Raw genomic sequence first — 23,577 nt, forward strand, 5'->3', positions numbered from 1 at the left:
AAAAAATCCAACTAACACAACGCTAGTTGGATTTTTTATTTTTAATTGGAACGCTCTTCAAGCCAATTTCCAATCGTCGGATATGTTTGTTTTACAGCTGTTCCACCGTAAACGATAGACATATGCCCTGTTGGTAAACATACATATTGTTTATCTGTGCTAGAAATATGATCTAGTAAAGCTTCTACTTGACATGGCAGAGCGATATGATCACGTTTCCCGGAAATATTTAAGACATTCGCCTTAATATTTGCAAGGTCTACCTTTTGTCCACGAATAACGAGTTCACCTTTAACCAATTTATTATTTTGATAAAAATCACGAATCCACTGTCTGTATGATTCACCCGGGAACGGAATGCCATCGCCAACCCACTTTTGAACTAATTTCCAGCTTTCGACGAAGCGCTCATTTTCTGAACGATCAACTAAAGCAACGTATGGACCAACAAAATTCGTAATTGGTTTTAACATCTTATTTCCGAAATCAATCATTTCCGGCGGAATATTTCCGAATGTATCAACCGCCTTATCTAAATTGAAATATTTCTCATCTAATAAAGGACCATATAATCCTGTTTCAGAGAAATCGAAAGGACTTGTCATAAAAATTAAGTTACGAATTGGCATATGCGGATGAAGTGCCGCATAAATAGACGTTAGCGTTCCACCCATGCAATAACCAAGTAAAGAAATCTCATCCGATTTTGCAGTTCGCATTACTTTTTTCACTGCTTTTGCAATATAATCGAACACGAAATCATCAAATTTCAAATGACTATCTTCTAAACCAAATGTACCCCAATCAAGCATATACACATCAAAACCACGATCTACTAAATATTCCACTAAACTATTTCCAGGAGTTAAATCCATAATATATGGCTTATTAATAAGAGCATATATTAATAAGATTGGGACTCTCTGTGTTTTTTCTTGTTTTGGAATGTAACGATAAAGCTTCGTTTTATTTTTCGTCCAAATAACCTCTTTCGGTGTTAAACCAACTTGTGGTTCTGGTTCGCGTAATAAAATTTCGCTCGCTCTTTTCACACGGCGATATGCTTTGCGATATTCTTCTGGGTACAACTCCAATTGCTTTTCCCATTCTGTTACGAATGTAGTCATTTTTCTATCTCCTTTTCGGTCGATTTCTTTCTAAAAAAAGAAGTGCATTCCTGATATGGATATGCACTTTTTTCTTACTTCATTACATGTATAATCCACCGTTAATGTTTAATTGCTGACCAGTGATATACGCACCGTCACGGCATAGGTATACTACACCTTTTGCAATTTCATCAGCTTGTCCAAAACGTTTTTTCGGGATTTTCGCAACGATTTTTTGACGCACTTCTTCTGGTACCTCTGCTACCATTTCAGTATCGATAAATCCTGGGCAAATTGCGTTTACAGTTACATTTGTTTTTGCAAGTTCTAACGCTAATGATTTTGTAAATCCTAGCATACCTGCTTTTGCTGCTGAGTAGTTTGTTTGTCCAAATCCACCAGCTTGACCAATAATAGAAGAAATACTAATGATTCTTCCTTCTTCTGCTTCCGATATGTATGGAAGTACCGCACTTGTCGTATTAAATACACTACTTAAGTTCACGTCAATTACGCGCTCCCAATCTTCACGATTTAATTTTTTGAATGTACGATCTCTTGTAATACCAGCATTATTAACAAGAATATCAACTTTACCAAAATGATTCACAGCTTCTTCTACAAGTCGGTTTGCATCTTCTACTTTAGAAACATCCGCTTGAACTGCATAAACGTCATGCCCCTCTTTTCCTAGTTCATGTACTAAGTTTTCAGCTGCTTCTTTACTGCTGTTATAGTTAATAACTACTTTTGCTCCCTCTTGTGCTAATGCTACTGTAATTGCTTTTCCAATTCCTTTTGCCCCACCTGTTACGATTGCTACTTTGCCATTTAATTGAACCATTTCTTTTCCCCCTTAAATGAATTTGTGAACGATTATTATGAATCATTTTGGTACCCATACTAATAGAGTCCATATATTAATTATGTTTCGTTGTTTATACGTGAAAACGAGATTCTCCCTCTCTCTTTTACACGTTGTAAACAAACGCTATTATCATTTTTTATTTTCTGGCTTATTCGCCGGCTTTACTTCTTCTTTTACAGGTACTTGTAGTTTAGCTAGTACTGCATTTTGCTTTTCTAGCAATTCTAAAATTTGATCAACTTTCGTTTCTAACGTGCGAATATCTTGTTTTACTTTCGTAACATCACGCTTTAATGTAGGAGCTTGTCCTAACGAATCCACTTTCTCTTCTAGAACTTCCTCAATATTATCAACTTTATTTTCTAAGTTAATAACAAGCGTAGCTACTCTAGCGATATCCTCTTTCGTTGGCACGTTCACTTGTTCTAAATAACTTTTTGTCGTATCATTTAATGCTTTTTGATAAAACAAATTCAAGTCTAGAACGCTGCCCATCCAAGCAGAATATTCTTCTGTTTTAATTGTTTCATTGAGCGCTTTTCCCCAAAATGTTTCGGTTTGTTCATAAGCATTTTTCCATGCTTGCAATGGATCGAATTTTTGATCAATCACTTCGCCTACACTCCCTTTTTTGTTTTTGAAACAATTCAACCTATTCACTATTTTCTAATATTCCGAATAAAACTTCAAGTCTATATTTTATTTTTCTTTATTTTCCAACAAATGTATTGACATTAAAAACAGATAGGTGTAAATTGCACTTATAAGCAAAAAATTCCATCTAACTGATTCATGAGGTGATGTACAATCATGCTACATAATGAACCAGAACACCCAGAAAGTTTGGAAAAAAACCAAGCGAAACAACCAAACTCCATGCCAAAAAACTTCTTAGTTCCTTTCTTACTTCTCTGTCTAAAAGACTGGAGTCTTCATGGTTACAAACTCATTCAAATGCTAATGGACATCGGCTTTTCTTCTGTTGACCAAGGTAATGTTTATAGAACACTACGCAAGTTAGAAAAAGAAAACCTTATTTCTTCTACTTGGGATACAAGCGATGGAGGGCCAGCAAAAAGAATTTATTCTTTAACTGAATATGGAGAGCAATATTTATCAACATGTGCGACTTCTTTTGAACATTATCAAAATATGTTGCGGACGTTTTTCACGTTATACACCAATGCATTCTTTCCATTTTCTACTTCTCCAGAAAAGGATGAAAAGGATTCTTCATCTTCACCTGGTGGTACAGCAGAGTAATCTGCGTTCACAATATGCAAAAAAACATTTGGAGGTCAAACAATGGAAACTAAACCATACGAATTAGTCGATGCATTTTGGAAAAACTGGTCTCAATCTCTTTCCCTCTTCTCTTCAGCTGGGAAACAATTAGAGCAACTTACTTTAGAAACGTTAAAACAACAACAAGACGCTTTGCATAAATTAACATCAGGAGTAAATGAACTAGAAAAAGAACTACAACAATTCACAGCTCAGTTCAATAACCAATATACAGATTACGTGAAGCAATTAACTGGAAACTCCTTAAATGATCAAATTAACGAGTGGCAAGGGAAATGGAATGAGCTTTCTACTCAAATGCATCAACTTACTGTTTCTCCTACAAAAACATCTTTGTCTATTCTTACTCAAACTAGCGGTCAATTTGAAGAAACAACAAAACACTTTATTGAACAACAACAATCGCAACGCGAAGAGGTTCAAAAACAGTTAGAAGTTTTTTTGGGAGAGTTCAAGTCCAAACAACTAGAACTCGCAAAGCAGTTCGAGGAAAACTCAAAAAATCTATTTACTTCCATCAAGTAAGAAAAATGTGGCAACTAACTGCAGCACAAACAAAACTCTTTCTTCCTCCTACTACATCAAGATGGCTTACATTTTTCGATATGGAAAAGAAGGAGGACAAAATGAATCCATTTCAAGAAGCACAAACTGTTCCGGAGCTTCGTTATGATGAGATTCAAGTCGGTGATCAAGCATCTCTAACAAAAACAATTACGGATGAGGACGTTATCAATTTTGCAAAATTGACTGGAGATGTAAATCCTATTCATATTTTAGACTCTTTTGCAAAAACGACAATGTTTAAAGAACGTATTGCTCACGGTATGCTCGTTTCAAGTTTTATTTCTACCGTTCTTGGAACGAAACTCCCAGGAAAAAATACGATTTATTTATCCCAAAACGTTTCATTCCGTGCTCCTGTCAAAATCGGCGATACACTTCGTGTAGTGGCAGAGGTCATTAAAAAACGGGATGATAAGAAAATCATTACATTACAAACAAACATCTACAATCAATCCGATGATATTGTCGTGGAAGGTACAGCGACAATACTGAAAAAAGAGTAGCAAATTTGCTACTCTTTTTTCTATCCAAGAACTTCTAATCACACCGATTACTTCCGGGTATGAGTACATCGTTTCCACATAAAATAACGTTACCAGTTTAGATAGTACTTAACTTGGCTGAACTGGACTACTCAAAAGGATGTGTGTCAACATGGTAAAAACAAACAAATTACTAGTTCCAGGTGCAGAACAAGCACTTGAACAATTTAAATATGAAATTGCACAAGAATTCGGTGTTAGCTTAGGCTCAGATACAGCATCTCGTTCTAACGGTTCCGTTGGCGGTGAAGTAACAAAACGTCTTGTTGCTTTAGCTCAACAACAATTACGCGGATAATACTATAACATATGGCTTAGAGGCAGATATTCTCTGCCTCTTTCTATTTGCAACATACATAATAGCGCTTTTTCACATACTAGTAAGAACAAACTGAAAGGAACGATATGTGAGATGAAACGGATTAATATTAGCATGAGCCCTCCTCGTGTTCTTACTTTATCTTTTATTGTATTATCAATTGTCGGCACATGCTTATTAAAACTACCAATTGCTACAACAACATCTATTTCATGGCTCGATGCCTTATTTACAACGGTTTCTGCTTGTACAGTTACAGGGCTTGGTGTTGTGGACACTGGAAAAGTATTTACCTTATTTGGCCAATGTGTAATTTTAACACTTATACAAGTTGGCGGTCTTGGCATTATGAGCTTTGCTGTTTTAATTGCAATTATGCTTGGCAGAAAAATCGGTCTTCAGAACCGAATTTTGTTACAACAAGCACTAAATCAAACGAATATTGGCGGTGTCATTCGTCTTGCCAAAGCATTATTTCTATTCTCTTTTACAGTAGAATGTATTGCTACTTTGCTCCTCTCTTTTGAATGGGTACCAAAATACGGAATTGCTAAAGGGTTCTATTATAGTTTTTTTCATTCGATCTCTGCCTTTAACAACGCCGGTTTTTCTGTGTGGAGCGATAATTTAATGTCCCATTCTCATAGTATTCTCGTCAATCTCGTTATTTCTTCTCTCATTATTTTAGGTGGAATCGGTTTTACAGTGATCATAGATATAAAACGAAAAAAGAACTTTAAAAACCTTACATTACATTCAAAACTCATGCTCTCTTCTACTCTAATCGTCAATATTATTGCTACCGTTTTTATTTTCATATTCGAGTTTCATAATTCTTTTTCTATGAGAGGTTTTACCCCATTTGAAGAAGGAATGGCTGCTTATTTCCAAGCAATTTCAACGCGCACTGCCGGATTTAATACCGTTGATATTTCTGCATTAACAAAACCTTCCCTTTTATTAATGATGCTTCTTATGTTTATTGGTGCTGGTAGTGCTTCAACTGGTGGTGGAATTAAGTTAACAACATTTTTAATTATGTTTTTTGGCGTATTTAAATTTTTACAAGAACAAGATGATATTGTTGTGTTTAAAAAATCCATTAAAGATACGCTCATTGTCAAATCATTGACCATTACTATTATTTCCATTTCATTTATCTTTGCTGCTATTTTAATTTTAAGTATTACTGAGCGAGTTCCTCTATTGATGAGTGCTTTCGAAGTATTTTCAGCATTTGGAACAGTCGGTCTCAGTATGAATTTAACACCACACTTAACGATAATTGGAAAAGCTATTATTATCTTTATGATGTTTTTTGGAAAAATGGGACCGTTAACATTGGCTTTTTCATTTGCACGTAAAAAGAACCGGAAAATAAAATATCCGAACGAAGATATTTTAACAGGTTGACAACCGTATAAATTATCCATATAATGAGAATACAATAGCATATCTCCAAAGGGGAGTAGCGTCCAAGAATATTTCTTGGAAACAAAGTCGTCATTACGTAGAACTTAGTTCTTCCGGCTTTGTTGGCATTTTTATTACATATGTCTAGCAAGACCTTTGCCTATTAACGGCAGAGGTCTTTTTTGTATTCATTGCCAAATTCTTCCAAAGTTAATAGGCAGGAGTATGGGGAAACTAAATAGTGGGGAAATTCTTCACTTATTTAGTACTTATAGAAATGAGAGGAGAATGTACATGGATGTATCATTATTATTGGAGTATGGTTGGGTATTACTCATCCTGATTGCACTTGAGGGGATTTTAGCGGCTGATAACGCGCTTGTTCTTGCAATTATGGTAAAACATTTACCAGAAGAAAAACGTAAAAAAGCACTATTTTACGGATTAGCGGGGGCATTTGTTTTCCGATTCGGATCGTTATTTATGATTTCGTTCTTAGTCGATGTATGGCAAGTGCAAGCAATCGGTGCTATTTACCTTATGTTTATCGCTGGTAATCACTTATTTAAAACGTATGTTAAAAAGAATACGGATGAAGACACAGAAGAAAAAGAAGCAAAGAAAAAACAAGAGAATTTTTGGTGGACTGTATTTAAAGTCGAGGTTGCTGATATCGCCTTTGCAGTTGATTCAATTTTAGCTGCTGTTGCATTAGCAATGACTTTACCGAAAACAGGACTAGGTACAATTGGTAGTCTTGATACTGGGCAATTCGTTGTTATCTTTGTAGGTGGACTTATTGGATTAATCATTATGCGATTTGCAGCAACTGCTTTCGTACAAATATTAAAACGTAAACCAGGACTTGAAACTGCAGCATTCTTAATTGTAGGTTGGGTTGGTGTGAAGTTAGCAATCTATACATTAGCACACCCTGCATTAAATGTAATTCCGCATTCATTCCCAGAATCTACTCCGTGGAAACTTACATTCTGGATTGTATTAGTTGGAATCGCAGTTGGCGGTTGGTTCTTCTCGAAAGAAGTAGAAGTAAAAGTAGAAAAGAATTTAGACGAAAAAGCGCTGTAATTACAGCGCTTTTTCTTTTTTATTTCAATTCCCTCTCTATTTTTAGAAAAAATTCCATTATACTACCTTTTGTAATCGCTTTCTTATTTTATGTATGTCCTTTTTGTGAAACATTGCACAAACTTATTGAAACTGTGAACGAATCCATGTACTTTATTCATATAAGGAGTATTTATAGAAGATTTACTAAAGGAGCGTATGACTCATGCTAGAACAAGGATTAGATTATGTTGTCAAACTGGCTAAGAGCAAAAAGAAAATGCTAGATATAAATCCGATGCAATATTTCATTCGTGCTGCACTTGCGGGCATTTATATCGGTTTTATTATTGTACTATGTTTTAAATTAGGTAACTTTTTTCACATTGCAGATTCACCAGCAACTTATTTAGCTGCTTCCATGTTTTTCGGGATTGCCCTCGTACTTATTATATATGGTGGTGCTGAATTATTTACTGGAAATACAATGTACTTCACAGTAGCAACTTTAAGAAAAGAAACAACGATTTCTGATACACTTCGCAACTGGATTGCATGTTATGCAGGTAACTTAGCGGGTGCTTTATTCTTTGCCTTACTATTTTACGCAACTGGCATTTTCGAAGCGATTGATCACGGTCATTTAATGAATAAAGTAGTTGAAGGAAAGATGAATACACCTACAATGCAATTATTCTTTAAAGCAATTTTATGTAACTGGCTTGTCTGTCTTGCCTGCTTCTTACCTTCTCAAGTGAAAGGTGACACAGCCAAAATATTAATGATGATGATGCTCGTTTTCACTTTCTTTTTATCTGGTTATGAGCATAGCATTGCAAACTTATCACTGTTTGCTTTATCTTTAGTATCACCACATCCTGAGACAATTTCTTTTGCAGGCGCTATTCATAACTTAATTCCAGTTACAATCGGTAACATTATTGGCGGGTCCGTATTTGTCGGTATGGTATATCACTACTTAACAAAGAAAACACCTGATGTTAAACAGGAAGAGACTGTAATCGCAGCAGCTCAACAAGAAGAGATTATTCCTTTACAAGCACATATGAAACATTAAAAACTCCAAAGTTAGACTTTGGAGTTTTTAGCTCCCCACATATTTCACAATAATACTTGCTTCAATCTCTCCTTGTTCTTTTCCACCCTCTATTCTTTGTTTCATCTTATCCATACCAATGACATCATTTGTGTGAAAGTGGATTTCCTTAACATATAATCCCTCTTTACAAAAAATATTTACGAAATCAAATCCATTACTCTGCCGCCATCCCATATTAAAGTCGAGAGAAATAATATTTATCTCATTCTCCCTAACAAATTGCAAGGCAGTTTCTACTGTAGTTGCGGGCACATATCCAAACGGACAACCTCTTTGATCATCCATATATATATTCATTCTCTATCCCCCTCTATTTTGAATACACAATTAATACATAACATATTGCTCCAAGACTAATAAAAGGGCCAAATGGAATTGGTTTACTTGCTTCTATACGCTTTAATAAAATACCCATCCCGAAAAAACAAAGACTACAATAAGACGCTAAAAATAAAATAATAAAAACCCCTTTCAATCCCACTATAAATCCAAGTAGTGAGAGTAATTTTATATCCCCTCCACCAAGCCCTTCTGGATATATCTTTTGCATACAATATAACAAAAAGAGTATAACCCCACTACCAACTATACTATCTATCCACGTAACTAACGGTACAAAAATACATTCTAAAATAAGCAGAAAAGCAAACGAAATTAAAATACGATCAGGAATTAACATATATATATAATCTGTAACGGAAATAATAAGAAGTAACGAAAAAAGCGATAAAATGATGAGAAGCTCTCGTTCTACTCCAATCATATATACAGTAAGAAAAAATATTGTACCGGTTACAAATTCAAATACTACGTACAGAATCGGAATTCCCCTCTTACAATTCGTACAGCGCCCTCTTTGTATACAAAATGAAATGATTGGAATTAGTTCTTTTGGCTTTAGTACATACTTACAATAATGACAATGCGAACGCGGTGTAATAATAGACTCGCCTAAAGGAACCCTTATTGCGATTAGCATAAAAAAAGAACCAAACACCATACCCACTAACAATGCATATATATAAGTGAACATCCCTTCCTCTCCTTTCCAAAAGAACATAACAAAAAAAGGAGAGAACTTCTACTTCATATTATCCTTTATTCTACTAAAAAAGCAGGCCATTTTCTGGCCTGCTTTCCCCTCTTTTATACGATGAAATATACCGCTTTTAATGGTCCGTGTACTCCGACAACAAGATTCATTTCAATGTCAGCAGAGTTACTAGGTCCTGTAATAAAGTTAATACAAGATGCCGCTGTCTCGCCATTTTCTACACGTGAGTTCATATCCTGAACTGCTTGCGTAATACGAGGCACAAGTGTTTCACGTGGAATAATAGCAAAGTATACAGTCGGTAAAAAGTGTAAAGAACGTCCTTGCCCTTTATGACTTTGTACAACAATTGTACCAGATTCAGCTAATGTATAATCACTAAATGCAATACCGATATTCGCTTTTTCAGCTATACGCATATTTTCGTCTTTTCTCTCTGGATCCCATACGTTTACTTCAATATCTCGCTTTGGAAGTTCTTCTTTAAATAAAGATGTTAAACCATATGCATCAAAGCGTTCATCTGCTGATAATAAAATAGGTCCCCCGCCGTTTTCCATGATTACTTTTTGAAGGTCTTCATACAAACGGTCATTTGTCGTTTCTACTACAGTTGTATGAATGTTTGTACATTGCTTTTTAAATACTTCTAGTAATTCTTCTTGTGAATAATCTTTTAACGTTTCTATATTCACATTACTTTTCCATACTGGACGCTCGACACCTTCTCTTTTACGCGCACGCCCAAGTTCTTTTGCAATGTTATCTAGAAAGGAATCACGGTTTTGAATTAATCCTGCCATTATTTATTCCCGCCTTTCTTATGATCTTTATACCAATCACGGAATCTTTCTTTACTTGGCGCTGGGAATTCACGAATATCCGTCCAGTTTTTAAGTGGTCCAACACCTTTTGATACACGGTTACCAGATGTGAATGGACTCATTGCTGCTGGTGCCATTTTTGAGCCCATTTTGTATAATGCAGCTGAAGAAGCACCCATACTAAACATTTTCATCGCTAATTTTTCTGCAAGTGGCGCACGTCCTTCTTGTTCAACGATTACTTGGCGATGCTTTAATAATAAATCATGTAATGGAATTTTTACTGGACAAGCCTCTGTACATGCTCCGCATAAACTAGATGCATAAGGAAGCTCTTTGTAATCATCATATCCACCTAAAAGTGGTGTTAATACCGCACCGATTGGTCCTGAGTAAATCGATCCATATGAATGTCCACCAACGTGACGATATACAGGACATACATTTACACAAGCTGCGCAACGAATACATTGCAATACTGAACGGAATTCAGATCCAAGAATTTGAGAACGACCATTATCAACAACAACTAAATGGAACTCTTCAGGTCCATCAACTTCCTCTTCTTGAATTGGTCCTGCTACTGTTACATAACTTGTTAACTTTTGACCTACCGCACTACGGCATAGTAAACCAACTAAAACATCTAACTCTTCCATTGTCGGAACCATACGTTCCATACCCATTACTGCTATTTGTGTTTTCGGAATTGACATAACAAGATCCGCATTACCTTCGTTCGTTACTAAACAAAGAGATCCCGTATTTGCAACAGCGAAGTTACAACCCGTCACACCAATTTCCGCATCCATAAATTTCTCACGAAGTTGTTTACGAACAAACTTTGTCATCTCATATGGATCATCAGAATTTTCATAGCCAAGTTTTTCTTTAAATACATCGCGAATTTGCGTTCTATTTTTATGAAGTGCAGGCGCAATAATATGTGAAGGTGGATCGTTATCTACTTGCAAGATATACTCTCCTAAGTCACTTTCTAACACTTCACAACCAATTTCTTCAAGCGCATGGTTCATACTAATTTCTTCTGTTACCATCGACTTTGATTTCACTACTTTTTTCGCTTGTTTCTTTTTCGCGACGTCTTGAATATACTTTGCTGCTTCCTCTTTCGTTTTCGCAAAGTACACATGGCCGCCTCTTTTTGATACATTTTCACTTAACTGCATTAAGTAATAATCAAGATTTTCTAACGTATGTTGACGAATTTGTTCACCTAGTTCACGCCACTCTTCCCAGTTTCCCAATTCGTCCGCTGCTTTTAATCGATTCGTATATAAACGCGTTTGTGCAGAAGATACTGCTCCACGCATAAACGAATCTTGAATTCCATCGCCTACGCGATCATTAAATTTTTTCTCACTGATTTTCATAGACATAGCTTATGTTCCCCCTTCATGAGCGACTATTCAGTACCTCAGCAATATGCATTACTTTTACTTCTTTTCCTAAACGCTCAATACGTCCGCCAATGTTTAACAAACACCCACAATCTGCACCGATTAAATAATCAGCACCTGTTTCCATTACACTATCTACTTTTTCATCTACCATTTGCTCAGAAATCGGAGTCATCTTAACTGAAAACGTTCCCCCAAACCCACAACAATTTTGCACGTTTGGCAGTTCTCTCACAGTTAATCCTTTTACATTAGACAATAAAATTCCTGGTGCCTCTTTTACTCCAAGCAGGCGTGTCATATGACAAGACTTATGAATAGTAGCTATTCCTGGTAAACTTGCACCAACATCTGTCACTTTTAAAACATCTACAATAAATTGTGTAAATTCATATGTTTTATCAGCAACCTTTTGTGCACGTTTAGCCCATTTCGGGTCATCTTTAAAAACATGCGGATACTCATGAAACATTGTCGCACAAGAGCCAGATGGCGTAACGATATATTCTGCATCTTCGAAAGTTTCAATCATATGTTTCATCGCTTCTTTTGCTGCTTCTACATGGCCGCTATTATAAGCAGGCTGACCACAACAAACTTGTGCTTCCGGAAATTCAATTTCACAACCTAAACGCTCCAATACTTCAACTGTTGCTTTACCGACATTTGTTTCAAACATATCGACTAAACAAGTAACAAATAAAGTAACTTTCATAATTATTACTCCCCCTCTTTACAACTTCGCCAACAAACATATGGTCATCAGATGACTTAAGAGAGAAGAAATAGGCTCAACCATGGCCTATCCTCTCCCTTTTCTAAAGAAAACGCTTACTTAATCTTTCTCTATTTTATCAGAAAATTAGATTTTTTGAAGATTAAATTACGAATTTATATCGTTTCTACCTGTGACAATATGTTCTACATTTGTTAAATGCTCTAGCATTGCTTGCTGCGCTAATTCTACATCTTGTTTTAAAACCGCATCATATATAACTTGATGCTCTTCTATAAGTCGTTCTGATGTCGTTTGTTCACCATATAAAATAATGCGTCTTGATTCACCAATCGTTTCAGCAATCATCTCTGAAACATGATTCATGAGTTCAAGCAAAATGCTATTATGCGAAGACTCTGCAATTCCCATATGGAACTGAAAATCTGCTTTTTCGCCAGCCTTTTCATCTCCAATGCTCTTTGCCATTTCATCTAACCAATGTTTCATATTTTGCAAATTATCTTCCGTACGTTTTGCCGCTGCTGCTCGAACTGCCCCCACTTCAAGCACCTTTCGCACTTCTAATAAATTCAAAATATCTTCTTTCTTCATTAATAATCTATTGTTTAATGATTTTGTTAATGAAGAAGAATCAAAGTTCTTCACATATGTGCCTTCTCCTTGCTTCATTTCAATTAAGCCCATCGCTCTTAGCGCACTTAACGCTTCACGAACAGCAGATCTGCCAACTTGAAACTGCTCAGCTAATTGATGCACAGGAAGTAGCTTGTCACCAGGTTTTAACGTACCATTTTTAATCATTGTTAAAATAGCTTCAGATACTTCTTCGTAAATTTTTTTCGGTTTAATAGATTTGTACTCCAGTTAAATCACCTCAGTATCTTCCAAACAACAATTGAAACGATTTATAAGAACTTAGCATCCATACCTATTTTAGAACGAATTGGTAAGAAGTACAAATGTTTTGTTCATAAAATAGTCAAATTTTTAATATTTATTTGCTATTAATTTATATCTATTCCTATATTCATTTATATTCAATTGAAAAAGCATGTCCTTTACATTAGAACATGCTTCCTTCATCTTGTATTTTTAACTTAATAAATACTGTTGTTCCCTTACCTTTTTCACTTTCTATTTTCCACTCACCATCATGTATATGAACAATTTGCCTTACAATCGCAAGCCCTAAACCTGTTCCACCATGTTGGCGACTTCTCGCTTTATCAACTCGGTAAAAACGCTCACCAAGATTCTCTAAATGCTCTGCATCAATACCTATTCCTGTATCCTTTATTTTCAACTCACAGTAATCGTCTATTTGCTCTAGCGTTATTATGATATTCCCGTTTTGATTTGTATACCGTATCGCATTATCTAACACGTTATGAAGAACTTGTTGCATACGATCTTCATCAATCATTACGATAATTTCAGGATTTAAATTCGTTGAAATACGAAGTTTTTTTTCTATAAACTTTAGTTCATACGTATCTAACACATCTTCAATAAGCTGCGAGAACACAATAGGTTGCTTCTTTAGAGGAAAATGTTCACCTTCTAGTTGCGCTAAATCTAATAAATCATGAACGAGACGCTGCATACGATCCGCTTCTTTATGAATAAGCTGCGTCACTTTTTCTTGCTGCGGTCCCTTTGCTACACCATCTAAGATAGCCTCACTATACCCTTTTATATAACTAAGCGGTGTTCTAAGTTCATGCGAAACGTTAGCCAAAAATTCCTTACGCTTTACATCTTCTGTTTCTAAAGAATGCGCCATTTTATTAAATGCTTTTCCTAATCGTCCAATTTCATCTTCTGAAGAAATGGTAATCCGCTCCGAGAAATCTCCAGTAGCGAAATGATTGGCAACCCGCTCCATTTGCGAAAGCGGCTTCGTAATCGCTATAATAATTTTTCTCCCAATCCATATCGTAATTAAAATCATAGCAATTGCTAGCGGGGCTAAAATAAGACCCATATCATATATTAAGTCTTTTATACTTTTTAAAGGAATATAAGAATATACAATTCCAACTAACTTTTTATTATCTAAAACAGGGATAACAACCCCCATAATATTCCGATCAAAATGTTCTTCATATCCTACCTTTGTCACCGTTTTACCATCTAGTAGTGTTTGTCTATCCCCTTCACTTATAAGAGAATGATGATGCACATCAAAAGGCAAACATGCGCTTAGATCACGAGGATTGGAAACGAAAAGAACGTCTGAACTAGATATTTGATCAAATGCTCTTACTTTCTCTTCAAAAGTTGACATTCCTTCATTCTTATCATATTGCGTTGCAAGACGCTTTCCTTCCATTACTAATGAGTCTTTTAAATTATCAACGTATAACTTTTCATACGAGTATAAAGATACAAAATAAAGAAAGGAAACTGTTACACATACTGCACATACTACTGTAAGCCAAAGCTTTTGTACCATCGTAAACATACGTTACACCTCAAATTTATAGCCTACACCCCAAACAGTTTGAATGTAGTTTCCACTTTCTCCAAGTTTCAAACGCATCGTTTTCACATGTGTGTCTACTGTTCTTGTACTTCCCGCATAATCATACCCCCACACCTTTTCAAGCAATTGTTCCCGGCTAAATACTTGTCCTGTATGTTGGCAAAGGAAATATAGTAAATCAAACTCCTTTACTGTAAGAGAAATCGGATCGCCATCTGCCTCAATCCTCCTACTTTTTTCATTAATAAGAATGGGACCAAATTGAATCTCCTCTTGCTGTTCTTGCTTTGTATAACGTCTTAGTACAGCTTCCATACGAGCAATTAATTCACCTGGACTAAACGGCTTTACAATATAATCATCTGCTCCCATGCGTAAACCGTTCACCCTATTCCACTCTTCACCTTTTGCCGTTAAAAATATAATTGGCACATCTGACGTTTTTCGAATCTCTTTGCAAACTGAAAGTCCATCCATCTCTGGCATCATAATATCTAATACAACGAAATCATAATGATCTGACTCTAATTTTTTTAGAGCCTCTTTTCCATTTTCAGCTTCTCCCCACTCGTATCCGAAGTTATCTAAGTACATTCCGACAAGTTGCCTCATGTCACTTTCATCATCTACAACTAGCACTCTATATTTACCCATTGTCCTTCCCTTCCCTCTCTATGAGTTGAAATGGTCCTTTTCCGACTTTAATTGTTTGTTTTATTTTCATACTCTTCATATCCATGACGCACACTTCATCACTATCATAACTTGCTACATATCCTTCTGCCCCGCTTTTCAAAAATGCAAATGGATTTGAGCCTACTTCAACGGAAGCTACCTCTTTATACGTACTAATATCAAATTTTCTAAGCGTATTCGAACCATGGCTTAATGCATATACGTACTTATTATCTTTCGTTATGTTCACAGGCATAAACGGGGCGTGTAAAGAACGTACCATTTCGCCGCTCTGTAAAGAATACACTAATACTTTCTCATTCACTTGATTTCCATCACCATGTCCGCCAATCCATATCTCTTTTCCATCCGGACTAATCGTTGCTCCTGTTGATGCTGGTGGAATCATAAAGGATTGTATAACCTCTTTTTTCTTTGTATCAATTGTCGTTAGCTTCGTATCATAAAAGTTTAGTACAGATAACTGGTTATGATACTCTACCAGGGTTATCGGTCCTTTTCCTGTTGAAACACTTTCTGTCTCTTTCCCTTCTATCGTAAAGAACCTTACCTTTTGTGCATTTTGATCGGCGGCAAACAATTGTTTTTTATCTTCTGATACAACCACATTTACAATGCCTTTTCCAGTTTTATATTTTTCCACTTGCCTTCCTTCTGCTAGTGAATATACATACATGTATTCTAACTGCTTACCATATACAAGTATGTCCTCGCCGTTTGGAAGTAGTGCAATTCCTGCCATCGGTTCATTTAATTCCCATGTCGTAATTAATTTATTAGTTTTTTTATCAATAAAACTAATACTGCCTTCTTTTATATTCGTTGTTATAATAATACTTTTATCTTCAGTAATTGGTGTATATGAACTTCCTTGACACCCTACTAATAGAAATAAAAAACAGAGAAGAAAAACATACTTTCTCAAAAGATTCCCTCCATTTTCGAATGATTTCGTTATAATTGTAAAATAACAAATAAATGTGTGGAAAGTGTGAAATCTTCCTTTCTTATTCAACTTACATATATAATGTACAACAAATAGAATTTGAGGTGTGCAAATTATGCTTTTTCCTGATTTAGCGAATAAAATTGTACGGGAAGTACGCAGACTAATTACAGAAAATATTATTATCATTAATATACAAGGTGTTATTATCGCCAGTACAGATGCAAAAAGAATCGGTCAATTTCATGAGGGAGCACTCCGCTGCGCGAAACAAAAGAAAACCGTCATCATTACAAAAGAAGATGAACGACGGTTGCAAGGTGTAAAAGCCGGGATGAATCTTCCTTTACTATTTCATGACGAAGTAATTGGTGTTATTGGAATTACAGGAGAACCCGACAATATTTCACAATACGGAGAAATATTACGGAAGATGACCGAATTATTAATTCATGAAAACTACTTTTTAGAGCAATTAGAACTTGAACACCGTTCTTATGAAGCATTTGTCTTTGATTGGCTTCAAAATACAGACTGGTCTTCAAGTTTTCTCGATCGTGCAAAAACACTTGGCGTTGATTTATATAAGAAGAAACAACTTATTTTGTTTTCGATTGATCAAAATGATACGATGCTCCAGCGTAAAGTTTGGCAACATATTCGCAATCTATTAGCAAAAGACCATCTATTTGTTCGCTGGGGAAATGATCGATTTATTTTATTTTCAGCGATGAGCTCTAAAGAACAAACTTATCTATTTTTAAAACGGTTAAAACATGACTGTGAAACTTTATTTTCTATCCCTTTATATATCGGGATTGGGCAAACCGTTACGCCAAGCAAGATGCACATATCATATGAACAAGCACTACGAGCGCTTTCTGTGTCACTTGAAACGAAAAAAATTGTATTTAATGAAGATTTACGTTTAGAAATGTGCTTACAAGATATTTCTATCGAAACGCGAGAACAGTTTCTAGAGCGTACCATTGAAAACTTAGTACAATCTCCTGAGCTCATGCACACTTTACGTTTATTTATCGATTATAACCAATCTTATAAACAGACAGCTGAGCAATTACATATACACATTAATACATTGCATTACCGACTAAAAAAAATTGAAGAACATACCGGACTTGATCCGAAACAATTCAAAGATTTAAATGTTTTATACTTCGCACTCCTTTTATTAGATAATCATACAAAAAAGAACGATAAAACAGATTAATCTTCAGATGATTATACATAGAAAGAATCCTCCAACTTTTTTATCATTATAATGAAAGCACTGTTACAACGTTTTTATTATGACTAAACACGTTAACAGTTTGAGGGGGATTTCCAATGTTAGAAAAGCAAATTATTCATTCATTCGTATCCATTGTTGGCGAAGATAATGTAGATACATCCAATATGGGGCGCTTAACTTATAGTTATGATGCCACTCCAAACTTCCAAGCAATGCCTGATGCAGTCATTGCTCCTCGTAATACAAATGAAGTAGCTGAAGTGTTAAAAGTATGTAACTCTCACAAAATCCCTGTGTATGTTCGTGGTTCTGGAACAAACCTTTGTGCAGGAACTTGTCCACTAGAAGGCGGTATCGTCCTTATTTTCCGCCATATGAACAATATTTTAGAGATTGATGAAGAAAATTTAACAATTACCGTACAAGCTGGTGTCATTACACTTGATATTATTAAAGCAGTAGAAGAAAAGGGATTATTTTATCCGCCAGATCCAAGCTCGATGAAAATTTCTACAATCGGCGGTAATATTAATGAAAACTCAGGCGGATTACGTGGGTTAAAATATGGTGTAACACGTGATTATGTAATGGGTCTTGAACTTGTCTTACCAAATGGTGATATCATTCGTACTGGTGGTAAATTAGCAAAAGATGTTGCTGGTTACGATTTAACTCGTCTATTTATCGGTTCTGAAGGAACACTTGGAGTAGTAACAGAAGCGATATTAAAACTTGTTCCTATGCCTGAAACGAAGAAAACAATGCTGGCACTCTACGAAGATATTAATGAAGCTGCACGTGCTGTTTCTTCTATTATTGCAAATAAAATTATTCCAGCGACACTTGAGTTTTTAGACCAACCGACAATTGAAGTTGTAGAAGAGTTTGCACAAATCGGTTTACCAACTGACGTAAAAGCAATTTTATTAATTGAACAAGATGGTCCACCCGAAGTGGTCGATCGAGATATTGAAAAAATGGCTAACGTTTGCCACTCTATGAATGCAGTTGATGTTCGCGTTGCAAAAGATGAAGCGGAAGCAGATGCACTTCGTACAGCACGCCGTAGCGCACTATCAGCACTTGCAAGATTAAAACCGACGACAATATTAGAAGATGCAACAGTACCTCGTTCACAAATTGCTCCGATGGTTGAAGCTATTAATGCCATCGCAAAAAAATTTAATATTCCTATTTGTACGTTTGGACACGCTGGTGATGGAAACCTACATCCAACTTGTATGACAGATGCCCGTAATGAAGAAGAAATGCACCGTGCTGAACAAGCTTTTGCTGAAATATTTGCGAAAGCAATTGAGCTTGGTGGTACGATTACTGGTGAACATGGTGTTGGTGCGATGAAAGCTCCCTATTTAGAAATGAAATTAGGTAAAGAAGGTATTGCCGCTATGCAAGGGATTAAACAAGCCTTCGATCCAAATAACATTATGAATCCTGGAAAGATGTTCGCGAAAGACACTCGTAAAAGAGTGGTGGTTGAGCGATGACAACATTAAATAAAGAAAACATTCAAAAGGAATTTAAAGAACGATTAAGTGAAGATGAGCTACTAAACTGTATGCGCTGCGGGTTCTGCTTACCTACTTGCCCTACTTACATTCAATCTGGGTATAAAGAATCACATTCGCCGCGCGGACGTATCGCATTAATGAAAGCTGTCGTTGATGGTTTAATCGAGCCAGATGAAGATGTTGAAAATACTTTAAACGTTTGCCTTGGCTGTCGTGCTTGTGAACCTGTTTGTCCATCTGGTGTGAATTATGGACATTTATTAGAAGAAGCCCGTGATATTATTAATCAAAATAAAAAATTCTCTATGCCAGTGAAAGCCGTTCGTAAAATCGTTTTTGAAGGATTATTCCCACATCAAAATCGAATGAGAACTTTAACTGGACTTATCGGATTTTACCAACGTTCCGGCTTACAAATGTTAACTCATAAAACAGGTATTATGAAGTTATTCCCTGAAACACTTGCAACGATGGATCTCGTTTTACCAAAAGTCCCTAAAATGAAAGCAATGAAAGATCGTCCTACATTTTTATCTGCTGAAAGTACAAAGAAAAAACAAGTTGCATTCTTCACAGGCTGTTTAATGGATACGATGTTTTTAGAAACAAATAACGCAACGATGAAACTTCTTCAATTAGCCGGTTGTGATATCGTTATCCCGCAAACACAAAGTTGCTGCGGTGCATTACATGGACATGCTGGTGAAAAGAGTGGAGCAAAAGAATTAGCGAAACGAAATATAAAAGCATTCGAAGACTTAAACATCGACTATATTATTACGAATGCAGGTGGTTGCGGGGCTTACCTCGTAGACTATGATTATCTTCTAAAAGATGATCCAGAATGGGCTGAACGTGCAAAGCAGTTTGTTTCTAAAATTAAAGATATTACCGCTATTCTAGTAGAACTAGATTTCCATAAACGAACTGACTTACGACTCACGCCGCAAATTATTACGTATCAAGATTCTTGCCATTTACGTAACGTTATGCGAACATCTTCTGAACCTCGTATGCTACTAGAAGCCATTCAAGGCGCAACATACCGTGAAATGAAAGATGCGGATCGCTGCTGTGGTTCGGCTGGTATATACAACATTGTACACTCAGAATTATCAATGGAATTTCTAGATTATAAAATGGACCGTGTACATGAAACAGATGCAGCAACAATTGTCACTGCAAATCCAGGGTGCCTATTACAAATGAAACTAGGTATTGAACGTGAAGGTCTTTCTCATAAAATGAGAGGCATTCACATTGTAGATTTATTATTAGAAGCAATTGAAACTAACTCGTAATAACTCGTAACATACGTAATAATAGGAAAACGGCTATCTCCTTCGTCTATGTAAAGAGATAGCCGCTTTTTTGTCTGCTACAACATTAAAAATATGTTACTTTATTATAAAAAAGAACAACAGAAACATTACAGTTTTGTAAAAAACAATCCAGTATATTCCTTAAAAAAACGTTCAAACCATTGATACAATAGGATTCTTCATTTTCAATATAGGTACATTTATCCAAAAACCTCCTATTAAAACGAAGTATAAAAATGCTGAAAATTCCTTTTACACTCTACGTTTCTCTTATTTCTCTCCTTTTCTCTCCTTAGGATAAATTAGGTAAATTTTAAGTCTATGAATTTTTTTCCATCTTTTTTCTCGTAAATTGTATGCTACGATGGATTTGTCAGTCAGACAGGCTGTCAAAAACAAATCGTGTGAAAACAAATTAAAACTTTATATAGGGGGACACACATCATGAAAAAGCGTGTTTTATTATCTGTAGCTGCTGCAACAGCTCTTACTTTAGGAGTATCTTCTTTAGATGCACAAGCTGCAACAGTACAACCATCTAACATAAAGGTTCAAAATATTCAGCATTCAAAAGTGATGATGAAGCAAATGAACCAACAAGAGTTACAAGCATTCTTACAATCTATGGGAGTTGAATCATTAGCACAATGGCAACAAGGAAACTTCCAACCAAATTGCTTCGTTCCTGGTCAACAACCTACTGAAAATGTTGTAACTGAGCAACCAACAGCTAAGCCAGAAACTCAAAAGCCTGTTGAACAAAAACCAGCTGAGCAAAAGCCTGCTGAACAAAAGCCAGAAGCTCAAAAGCCTGCTGAAAACAATAATACGCAAAAACCTACAGAACAAAAACCAGCTGAGCAAAAGCCTGCTGAAGAAGCAAAATCTTTAAGCGAGTTCGAACAACGTGTTGTTGAATTAACAAACGCTGAGCGTACAAAACAAGGCTTACCAGCACTAAAAATCGATACTGAATTAAGCAAAGTAGCGCGTGTTAAATCTGAAGATATGCAAAAAAATAACTACTTTGATCATAACAGCCCTACATACGGGTCTCCGTTTGACATGATGAAGAAATTTGGTATTTCTTATACATCTGCAGGTGAAAACATCGCTCAAGGCCAACGTACACCTGAAGAGGTAGTACAAGCTTGGATGAACAGTGCTGGACACCGTGCAAACATCTTAAATAACGGCTTCACTCACATCGGTGTTGGTTATGTAGAAAGCGGTAACTACTGGACACAACAATTTATTACGAAGTAAATAGATAAAAAGAGTCTTCTCATAATGAGAAGACTCTTTTTAAGTTTCGTAACTTTCTATTATGTATGAATATAAAATGTAGGACATAAACAAAATAGATCCGCAACTTATTACGCTAAGCAATACATAAAATCCCCACTTCAAGTTCAAAAACAAGGAAAACAGTATACCACATGCCATCACTTGAAAAATTCGTCTACTCACTAAACGAATTTTTTGTAATTTAATTGGATCTTTTTCTTTACCCTTTATCTTTTTAAAATCTTTGCTAAGCATAAAAAGAAACATACTAATCCCGATCGTTAATCCTGTCTGAAAGGATATAAAACTTCCAAAATTAATAACGAGAATAAGCATATGAATAAACAACATAAATAAAGTAATCGTCTTTATAAATCCGCCTATAATGAAATGCTCTCCTCCATTAAACTTATATATATTATGTGAAATAATATACACAAATCCATGTAAAAAAATAATAAGAACCGGAATAAATGCAACAACAACTTGTTTACTCATAAATTCGTTCGGCCCACCATTTTCGTTCCAATGTACTGCCAAACGTTCTGGTAAATATGGATAAATGCATAGGGTAAATAAAAGACAAGCGAAAAATATTCCTAGTATATATTTATATTTGACCAAGTAATTCTCACCTCTCTTTTCTCTTTACGGCTTCGCTTCTTTTAGAGAAATTCCTGCAAAAATTTACTTTTCTCAAATTAAAACTTACACTTTACACATTTTCCCTTTGAAATTCTTTCATTATATTGTTTAATTTTGTAGGAAACGGTACATCAATTTCGATCTCTTCTTTCGTAATTGGATGCAAGAAATTAATTTTCATTGCATGTAACGCTTGCCCTGACATATATGTTGTTTGTCCACCATATAACACATCCCCAACTAGCGGATTACCATTATGGCTCATATGCACACGAATTTGATGCGTTCTACCTGTTTCTAATTGTAAGGTTACAAAGGTTGTATTGTGCTTTTTAAAATACTTTTCTACTTTATAGTATGTAATAGCTTCATCACCCTTTGGGGAAACACGACGTCTCGTAGCATGATGTCGATCCCTTCCAATAGCAGCGTCAATTGTACCCTTCTTCTTTTTCACTTTCCCTTCAACAAGCGCAGCATACGTTCTTTTTATTTTTCGTTCCATTAATAAACGATCCATAATCGCGCCAGCAATTCTATGTTTAGCAAACACGACACCACCTGTCGTATCTTTATCTAAACGATGAATATGGCGAACCTTCGTCTCTAAACCTTGCATTTGAAAATGAAAAGCAACAAGGTTTGCAAGTGTTCCCGTTCCACCTTTTTCGGCAGGGTGTGTGTCCATTTTCTCTGGTTTATTTACGATAAGTACGTGATCATCTTCATATACTACATGTAACTCACCATATTCTGGCTCTACACCGTACTCTTCCTCCATAAACATGTGAACTTGGAATTTATCGCCCTCTTTTAAAAGCTCATTCCATCTTCTCTGTTCACCGTTAACAGTAACACCTTTTTCCATACGAAGCTGATGTAATAACTTTTTCGGTAGTTCCCATTCTACTTTTAATAACGATTCGATACTTATACCATTCCATTTAGCCGGTACAGTAATTTCGCACCATTCGCCCTTCTTCTTTGTTTCCATACTATATCACCTTATTTCTATTGATTCTCTCATTGTAACGGAAAACACGCTTTGATGCATCGTCAAAAA

General features: G+C 35.7%; 25 protein-coding genes and 1 riboswitch. Of the genes, 11 read left to right on the forward strand and 14 right to left on the reverse strand.

Annotated features, from left to right (window positions below):
* Positions 1 to 41: 41 nt before the first annotated feature.
* The 3 genes from phaC to phaR all read right to left on the reverse strand — a co-directional run bounded on the left by phaC (position 42) and on the right by phaR (position 2,589).
* A complete protein-coding gene (gene phaC, locus G9F74_RS04275) occupies positions 42 to 1,127 on the reverse strand; it encodes a class III poly(R)-hydroxyalkanoic acid synthase subunit PhaC (protein ID WP_000206839.1) in 1,086 nt (361 codons plus the stop codon).
* Positions 1,128 to 1,209: 82 nt separating this feature from the next.
* Entirely contained in the window at positions 1,210 to 1,953 is a 744-nt protein-coding gene (locus tag G9F74_RS04280; protein ID WP_016108051.1) for an acetoacetyl-CoA reductase, read from the reverse strand.
* A gap of 153 nt (positions 1,954 to 2,106) precedes the next feature.
* Positions 2,107 to 2,589 carry a polyhydroxyalkanoic acid synthase subunit PhaR gene (gene phaR, locus G9F74_RS04285; protein WP_000566960.1) on the reverse strand — a complete coding sequence of 161 codons (483 nt, stop codon included), beginning with the start codon at positions 2,587 to 2,589 and terminating at the stop codon, positions 2,107 to 2,109.
* A 198-nt stretch (positions 2,590 to 2,787) separates the two neighbouring features.
* On the opposite strand from phaR, the gene phaQ reads away from it, so the two are divergent.
* The 7 genes from phaQ (at position 2,788) to G9F74_RS04320 (ending at position 8,269) form a co-directional block, all read left to right on the forward strand.
* Positions 2,788 to 3,240 (forward strand): poly-beta-hydroxybutyrate-responsive repressor, encoded by a 453-nt coding sequence (phaQ, locus tag G9F74_RS04290; protein WP_000903016.1) that lies wholly within the window; start codon positions 2,788 to 2,790, stop codon positions 3,238 to 3,240.
* A gap of 42 nt (positions 3,241 to 3,282) precedes the next feature.
* Positions 3,283 to 3,807, forward strand: a complete 525-nt coding sequence (phaP, locus tag G9F74_RS04295; RefSeq protein WP_000448600.1) for a polyhydroxyalkanoic acid inclusion protein PhaP — start codon at positions 3,283 to 3,285, stop codon at positions 3,805 to 3,807.
* Positions 3,808 to 3,908: 101 nt separating this feature from the next.
* Positions 3,909 to 4,352, forward strand: coding sequence for a MaoC family dehydratase (locus G9F74_RS04300; protein WP_001067920.1), 444 nt, complete (start codon positions 3,909 to 3,911; stop codon positions 4,350 to 4,352).
* Between the two features lie 151 nt (positions 4,353 to 4,503).
* Positions 4,504 to 4,689, forward strand: a complete 186-nt coding sequence (locus tag G9F74_RS04305; protein ID WP_000241211.1) for an alpha/beta-type small acid-soluble spore protein — start codon at positions 4,504 to 4,506, stop codon at positions 4,687 to 4,689.
* 114 nt (positions 4,690 to 4,803) lie between these two features.
* Positions 4,804 to 6,123, forward strand: a complete 1,320-nt coding sequence (locus G9F74_RS04310; RefSeq protein WP_016108050.1) for a TrkH family potassium uptake protein — start codon at positions 4,804 to 4,806, stop codon at positions 6,121 to 6,123.
* 38 nt (positions 6,124 to 6,161) lie between these two features.
* A riboswitch (yybP-ykoY riboswitch) is annotated at positions 6,162 to 6,327 on the forward strand.
* 90 nt (positions 6,328 to 6,417) lie between these two features.
* Positions 6,418 to 7,212 (forward strand): TerC family protein, encoded by a 795-nt coding sequence (locus tag G9F74_RS04315; RefSeq protein WP_000383309.1) that lies wholly within the window; start codon positions 6,418 to 6,420, stop codon positions 7,210 to 7,212.
* Between the two features lie 205 nt (positions 7,213 to 7,417).
* On the forward strand, positions 7,418 to 8,269 hold the full coding sequence (locus G9F74_RS04320; protein WP_000893032.1) for a formate/nitrite transporter family protein: 852 nt from the start codon (positions 7,418 to 7,420) through the stop codon (positions 8,267 to 8,269).
* Positions 8,270 to 8,296: 27 nt separating this feature from the next.
* On the opposite strand, the gene G9F74_RS04325 is transcribed toward G9F74_RS04320, so the two are convergent.
* The 9 genes from G9F74_RS04325 to G9F74_RS04365 all read right to left on the reverse strand — a co-directional run bounded on the left by G9F74_RS04325 (position 8,297) and on the right by G9F74_RS04365 (position 16,455).
* Positions 8,297 to 8,608, reverse strand: a complete 312-nt coding sequence (locus tag G9F74_RS04325) for a cyclic-phosphate processing receiver domain-containing protein (RefSeq protein ID WP_016108049.1) — start codon at positions 8,606 to 8,608, stop codon at positions 8,297 to 8,299.
* A 13-nt stretch (positions 8,609 to 8,621) separates the two neighbouring features.
* The gene (locus G9F74_RS04330; RefSeq protein WP_002038259.1) at positions 8,622 to 9,371 is read right to left on the reverse strand and encodes a prepilin peptidase; all 750 of its coding nucleotides are present in this window, start codon (positions 9,369 to 9,371) and stop codon (positions 8,622 to 8,624) included.
* Positions 9,372 to 9,457: 86 nt separating this feature from the next.
* Positions 9,458 to 10,168 (reverse strand): LutC/YkgG family protein, encoded by a 711-nt coding sequence (locus G9F74_RS04335; RefSeq protein WP_000907756.1) that lies wholly within the window; start codon positions 10,166 to 10,168, stop codon positions 9,458 to 9,460.
* Positions 10,168 to 11,589 (reverse strand): LutB/LldF family L-lactate oxidation iron-sulfur protein, encoded by a 1,422-nt coding sequence (locus G9F74_RS04340; protein ID WP_000061931.1) that lies wholly within the window; start codon positions 11,587 to 11,589, stop codon positions 10,168 to 10,170. The genes G9F74_RS04335 and G9F74_RS04340 overlap by 1 nt, the downstream gene beginning before the upstream one ends.
* 16 nt (positions 11,590 to 11,605) lie before the next feature.
* Entirely contained in the window at positions 11,606 to 12,325 is a 720-nt protein-coding gene (locus G9F74_RS04345) for a (Fe-S)-binding protein (RefSeq protein ID WP_000869145.1), read from the reverse strand.
* A gap of 168 nt (positions 12,326 to 12,493) precedes the next feature.
* Complete coding sequence (locus tag G9F74_RS04350; RefSeq protein ID WP_255253890.1) at positions 12,494 to 13,183, reverse strand: FadR/GntR family transcriptional regulator; 690 nt, start codon at positions 13,181 to 13,183, stop codon at positions 12,494 to 12,496.
* 229 nt (positions 13,184 to 13,412) lie between these two features.
* Entirely contained in the window at positions 13,413 to 14,813 is a 1,401-nt protein-coding gene (locus tag G9F74_RS04355; protein ID WP_000494805.1) for a sensor histidine kinase, read from the reverse strand.
* 3 nt (positions 14,814 to 14,816) lie between these two features.
* Complete coding sequence (locus G9F74_RS04360) at positions 14,817 to 15,488, reverse strand: response regulator transcription factor (protein WP_000521658.1); 672 nt, start codon at positions 15,486 to 15,488, stop codon at positions 14,817 to 14,819.
* Complete coding sequence (locus tag G9F74_RS04365) at positions 15,481 to 16,455, reverse strand: YncE family protein (protein ID WP_001234167.1); 975 nt, start codon at positions 16,453 to 16,455, stop codon at positions 15,481 to 15,483. The genes G9F74_RS04360 and G9F74_RS04365 overlap by 8 nt, the downstream gene beginning before the upstream one ends.
* A gap of 136 nt (positions 16,456 to 16,591) precedes the next feature.
* On the opposite strand from G9F74_RS04365, the gene G9F74_RS04370 reads away from it, so the two are divergent.
* The 4 genes from G9F74_RS04370 to G9F74_RS04385 all read left to right on the forward strand — a co-directional run bounded on the left by G9F74_RS04370 (position 16,592) and on the right by G9F74_RS04385 (position 21,848).
* Entirely contained in the window at positions 16,592 to 17,707 is a 1,116-nt protein-coding gene (locus tag G9F74_RS04370) for a CdaR family transcriptional regulator (protein WP_000898653.1), read from the forward strand.
* A gap of 116 nt (positions 17,708 to 17,823) precedes the next feature.
* Positions 17,824 to 19,236 carry a glycolate oxidase subunit GlcD gene (gene glcD / locus G9F74_RS04375; protein WP_000890749.1) on the forward strand — a complete coding sequence of 471 codons (1,413 nt, stop codon included), beginning with the start codon at positions 17,824 to 17,826 and terminating at the stop codon, positions 19,234 to 19,236.
* Positions 19,233 to 20,561, forward strand: a complete 1,329-nt coding sequence (locus G9F74_RS04380) for a (Fe-S)-binding protein (protein ID WP_016108048.1) — start codon at positions 19,233 to 19,235, stop codon at positions 20,559 to 20,561. The genes glcD and G9F74_RS04380 overlap by 4 nt, the downstream gene beginning before the upstream one ends.
* 465 nt (positions 20,562 to 21,026) lie before the next feature.
* Entirely contained in the window at positions 21,027 to 21,848 is an 822-nt protein-coding gene (locus G9F74_RS04385) for a CAP domain-containing protein (protein ID WP_000747570.1), read from the forward strand.
* 39 nt (positions 21,849 to 21,887) lie between these two features.
* Here the strand turns inward: G9F74_RS04385 and G9F74_RS04390 are convergent, their stop codons facing one another.
* Complete coding sequence (locus G9F74_RS04390) at positions 21,888 to 22,493, reverse strand: DUF1648 domain-containing protein (RefSeq protein ID WP_000241828.1); 606 nt, start codon at positions 22,491 to 22,493, stop codon at positions 21,888 to 21,890.
* A gap of 91 nt (positions 22,494 to 22,584) precedes the next feature.
* Positions 22,585 to 23,508 carry an RluA family pseudouridine synthase gene (locus G9F74_RS04395; RefSeq protein WP_000448340.1) on the reverse strand — a complete coding sequence of 308 codons (924 nt, stop codon included), beginning with the start codon at positions 23,506 to 23,508 and terminating at the stop codon, positions 22,585 to 22,587.
* Between the last annotated feature and the right edge of the window lie 69 nt (positions 23,509 to 23,577).

The sequence above is a fragment of the Bacillus sp. EKM202B genome (assembly GCF_011066025.1).
Lineage (GTDB): Bacteria > Bacillota > Bacilli > Bacillales > Bacillaceae_G > Bacillus_A > Bacillus_A toyonensis.

Coding starts and splice junctions, on each gene's coding strand:
- phaC (WP_000206839.1), bottom strand. CDS start 1,127: ATGACTACATTCGTAACAGAATGGGAAAAGCAATTGGAGTTGTACCCA.
- G9F74_RS04280 (WP_016108051.1), bottom strand. CDS start 1,953: ATGGTTCAATTAAATGGCAAAGTAGCAATCGTAACAGGTGGGGCAAAA.
- phaQ (WP_000903016.1), top strand. CDS start 2,788: ATGCTACATAATGAACCAGAACACCCAGAAAGTTTGGAAAAAAACCAA.
- phaP (WP_000448600.1), top strand. CDS start 3,283: ATGGAAACTAAACCATACGAATTAGTCGATGCATTTTGGAAAAACTGG.
- G9F74_RS04300 (WP_001067920.1), top strand. CDS start 3,909: ATGAATCCATTTCAAGAAGCACAAACTGTTCCGGAGCTTCGTTATGAT.
- G9F74_RS04305 (WP_000241211.1), top strand. CDS start 4,504: ATGGTAAAAACAAACAAATTACTAGTTCCAGGTGCAGAACAAGCACTT.
- G9F74_RS04310 (WP_016108050.1), top strand. CDS start 4,804: ATGAAACGGATTAATATTAGCATGAGCCCTCCTCGTGTTCTTACTTTA.
- G9F74_RS04315 (WP_000383309.1), top strand. CDS start 6,418: ATGGATGTATCATTATTATTGGAGTATGGTTGGGTATTACTCATCCTG.
- G9F74_RS04320 (WP_000893032.1), top strand. CDS start 7,418: ATGCTAGAACAAGGATTAGATTATGTTGTCAAACTGGCTAAGAGCAAA.
- G9F74_RS04325 (WP_016108049.1), bottom strand. CDS start 8,608: ATGAATATATATATGGATGATCAAAGAGGTTGTCCGTTTGGATATGTG.
- G9F74_RS04330 (WP_002038259.1), bottom strand. CDS start 9,371: ATGTTCTTTTGGAAAGGAGAGGAAGGGATGTTCACTTATATATATGCA.
- G9F74_RS04335 (WP_000907756.1), bottom strand. CDS start 10,168: ATGGCAGGATTAATTCAAAACCGTGATTCCTTTCTAGATAACATTGCA.
- G9F74_RS04340 (WP_000061931.1), bottom strand. CDS start 11,589: ATGTCTATGAAAATCAGTGAGAAAAAATTTAATGATCGCGTAGGCGAT.
- G9F74_RS04345 (WP_000869145.1), bottom strand. CDS start 12,325: ATGAAAGTTACTTTATTTGTTACTTGTTTAGTCGATATGTTTGAAACA.
- G9F74_RS04355 (WP_000494805.1), bottom strand. CDS start 14,813: ATGTTTACGATGGTACAAAAGCTTTGGCTTACAGTAGTATGTGCAGTA.
- G9F74_RS04360 (WP_000521658.1), bottom strand. CDS start 15,488: ATGGGTAAATATAGAGTGCTAGTTGTAGATGATGAAAGTGACATGAGG.
- G9F74_RS04370 (WP_000898653.1), top strand. CDS start 16,592: ATGCTTTTTCCTGATTTAGCGAATAAAATTGTACGGGAAGTACGCAGA.
- glcD (WP_000890749.1), top strand. CDS start 17,824: ATGTTAGAAAAGCAAATTATTCATTCATTCGTATCCATTGTTGGCGAA.
- G9F74_RS04380 (WP_016108048.1), top strand. CDS start 19,233: ATGACAACATTAAATAAAGAAAACATTCAAAAGGAATTTAAAGAACGA.
- G9F74_RS04385 (WP_000747570.1), top strand. CDS start 21,027: ATGAAAAAGCGTGTTTTATTATCTGTAGCTGCTGCAACAGCTCTTACT.
- G9F74_RS04395 (WP_000448340.1), bottom strand. CDS start 23,508: ATGGAAACAAAGAAGAAGGGCGAATGGTGCGAAATTACTGTACCGGCT.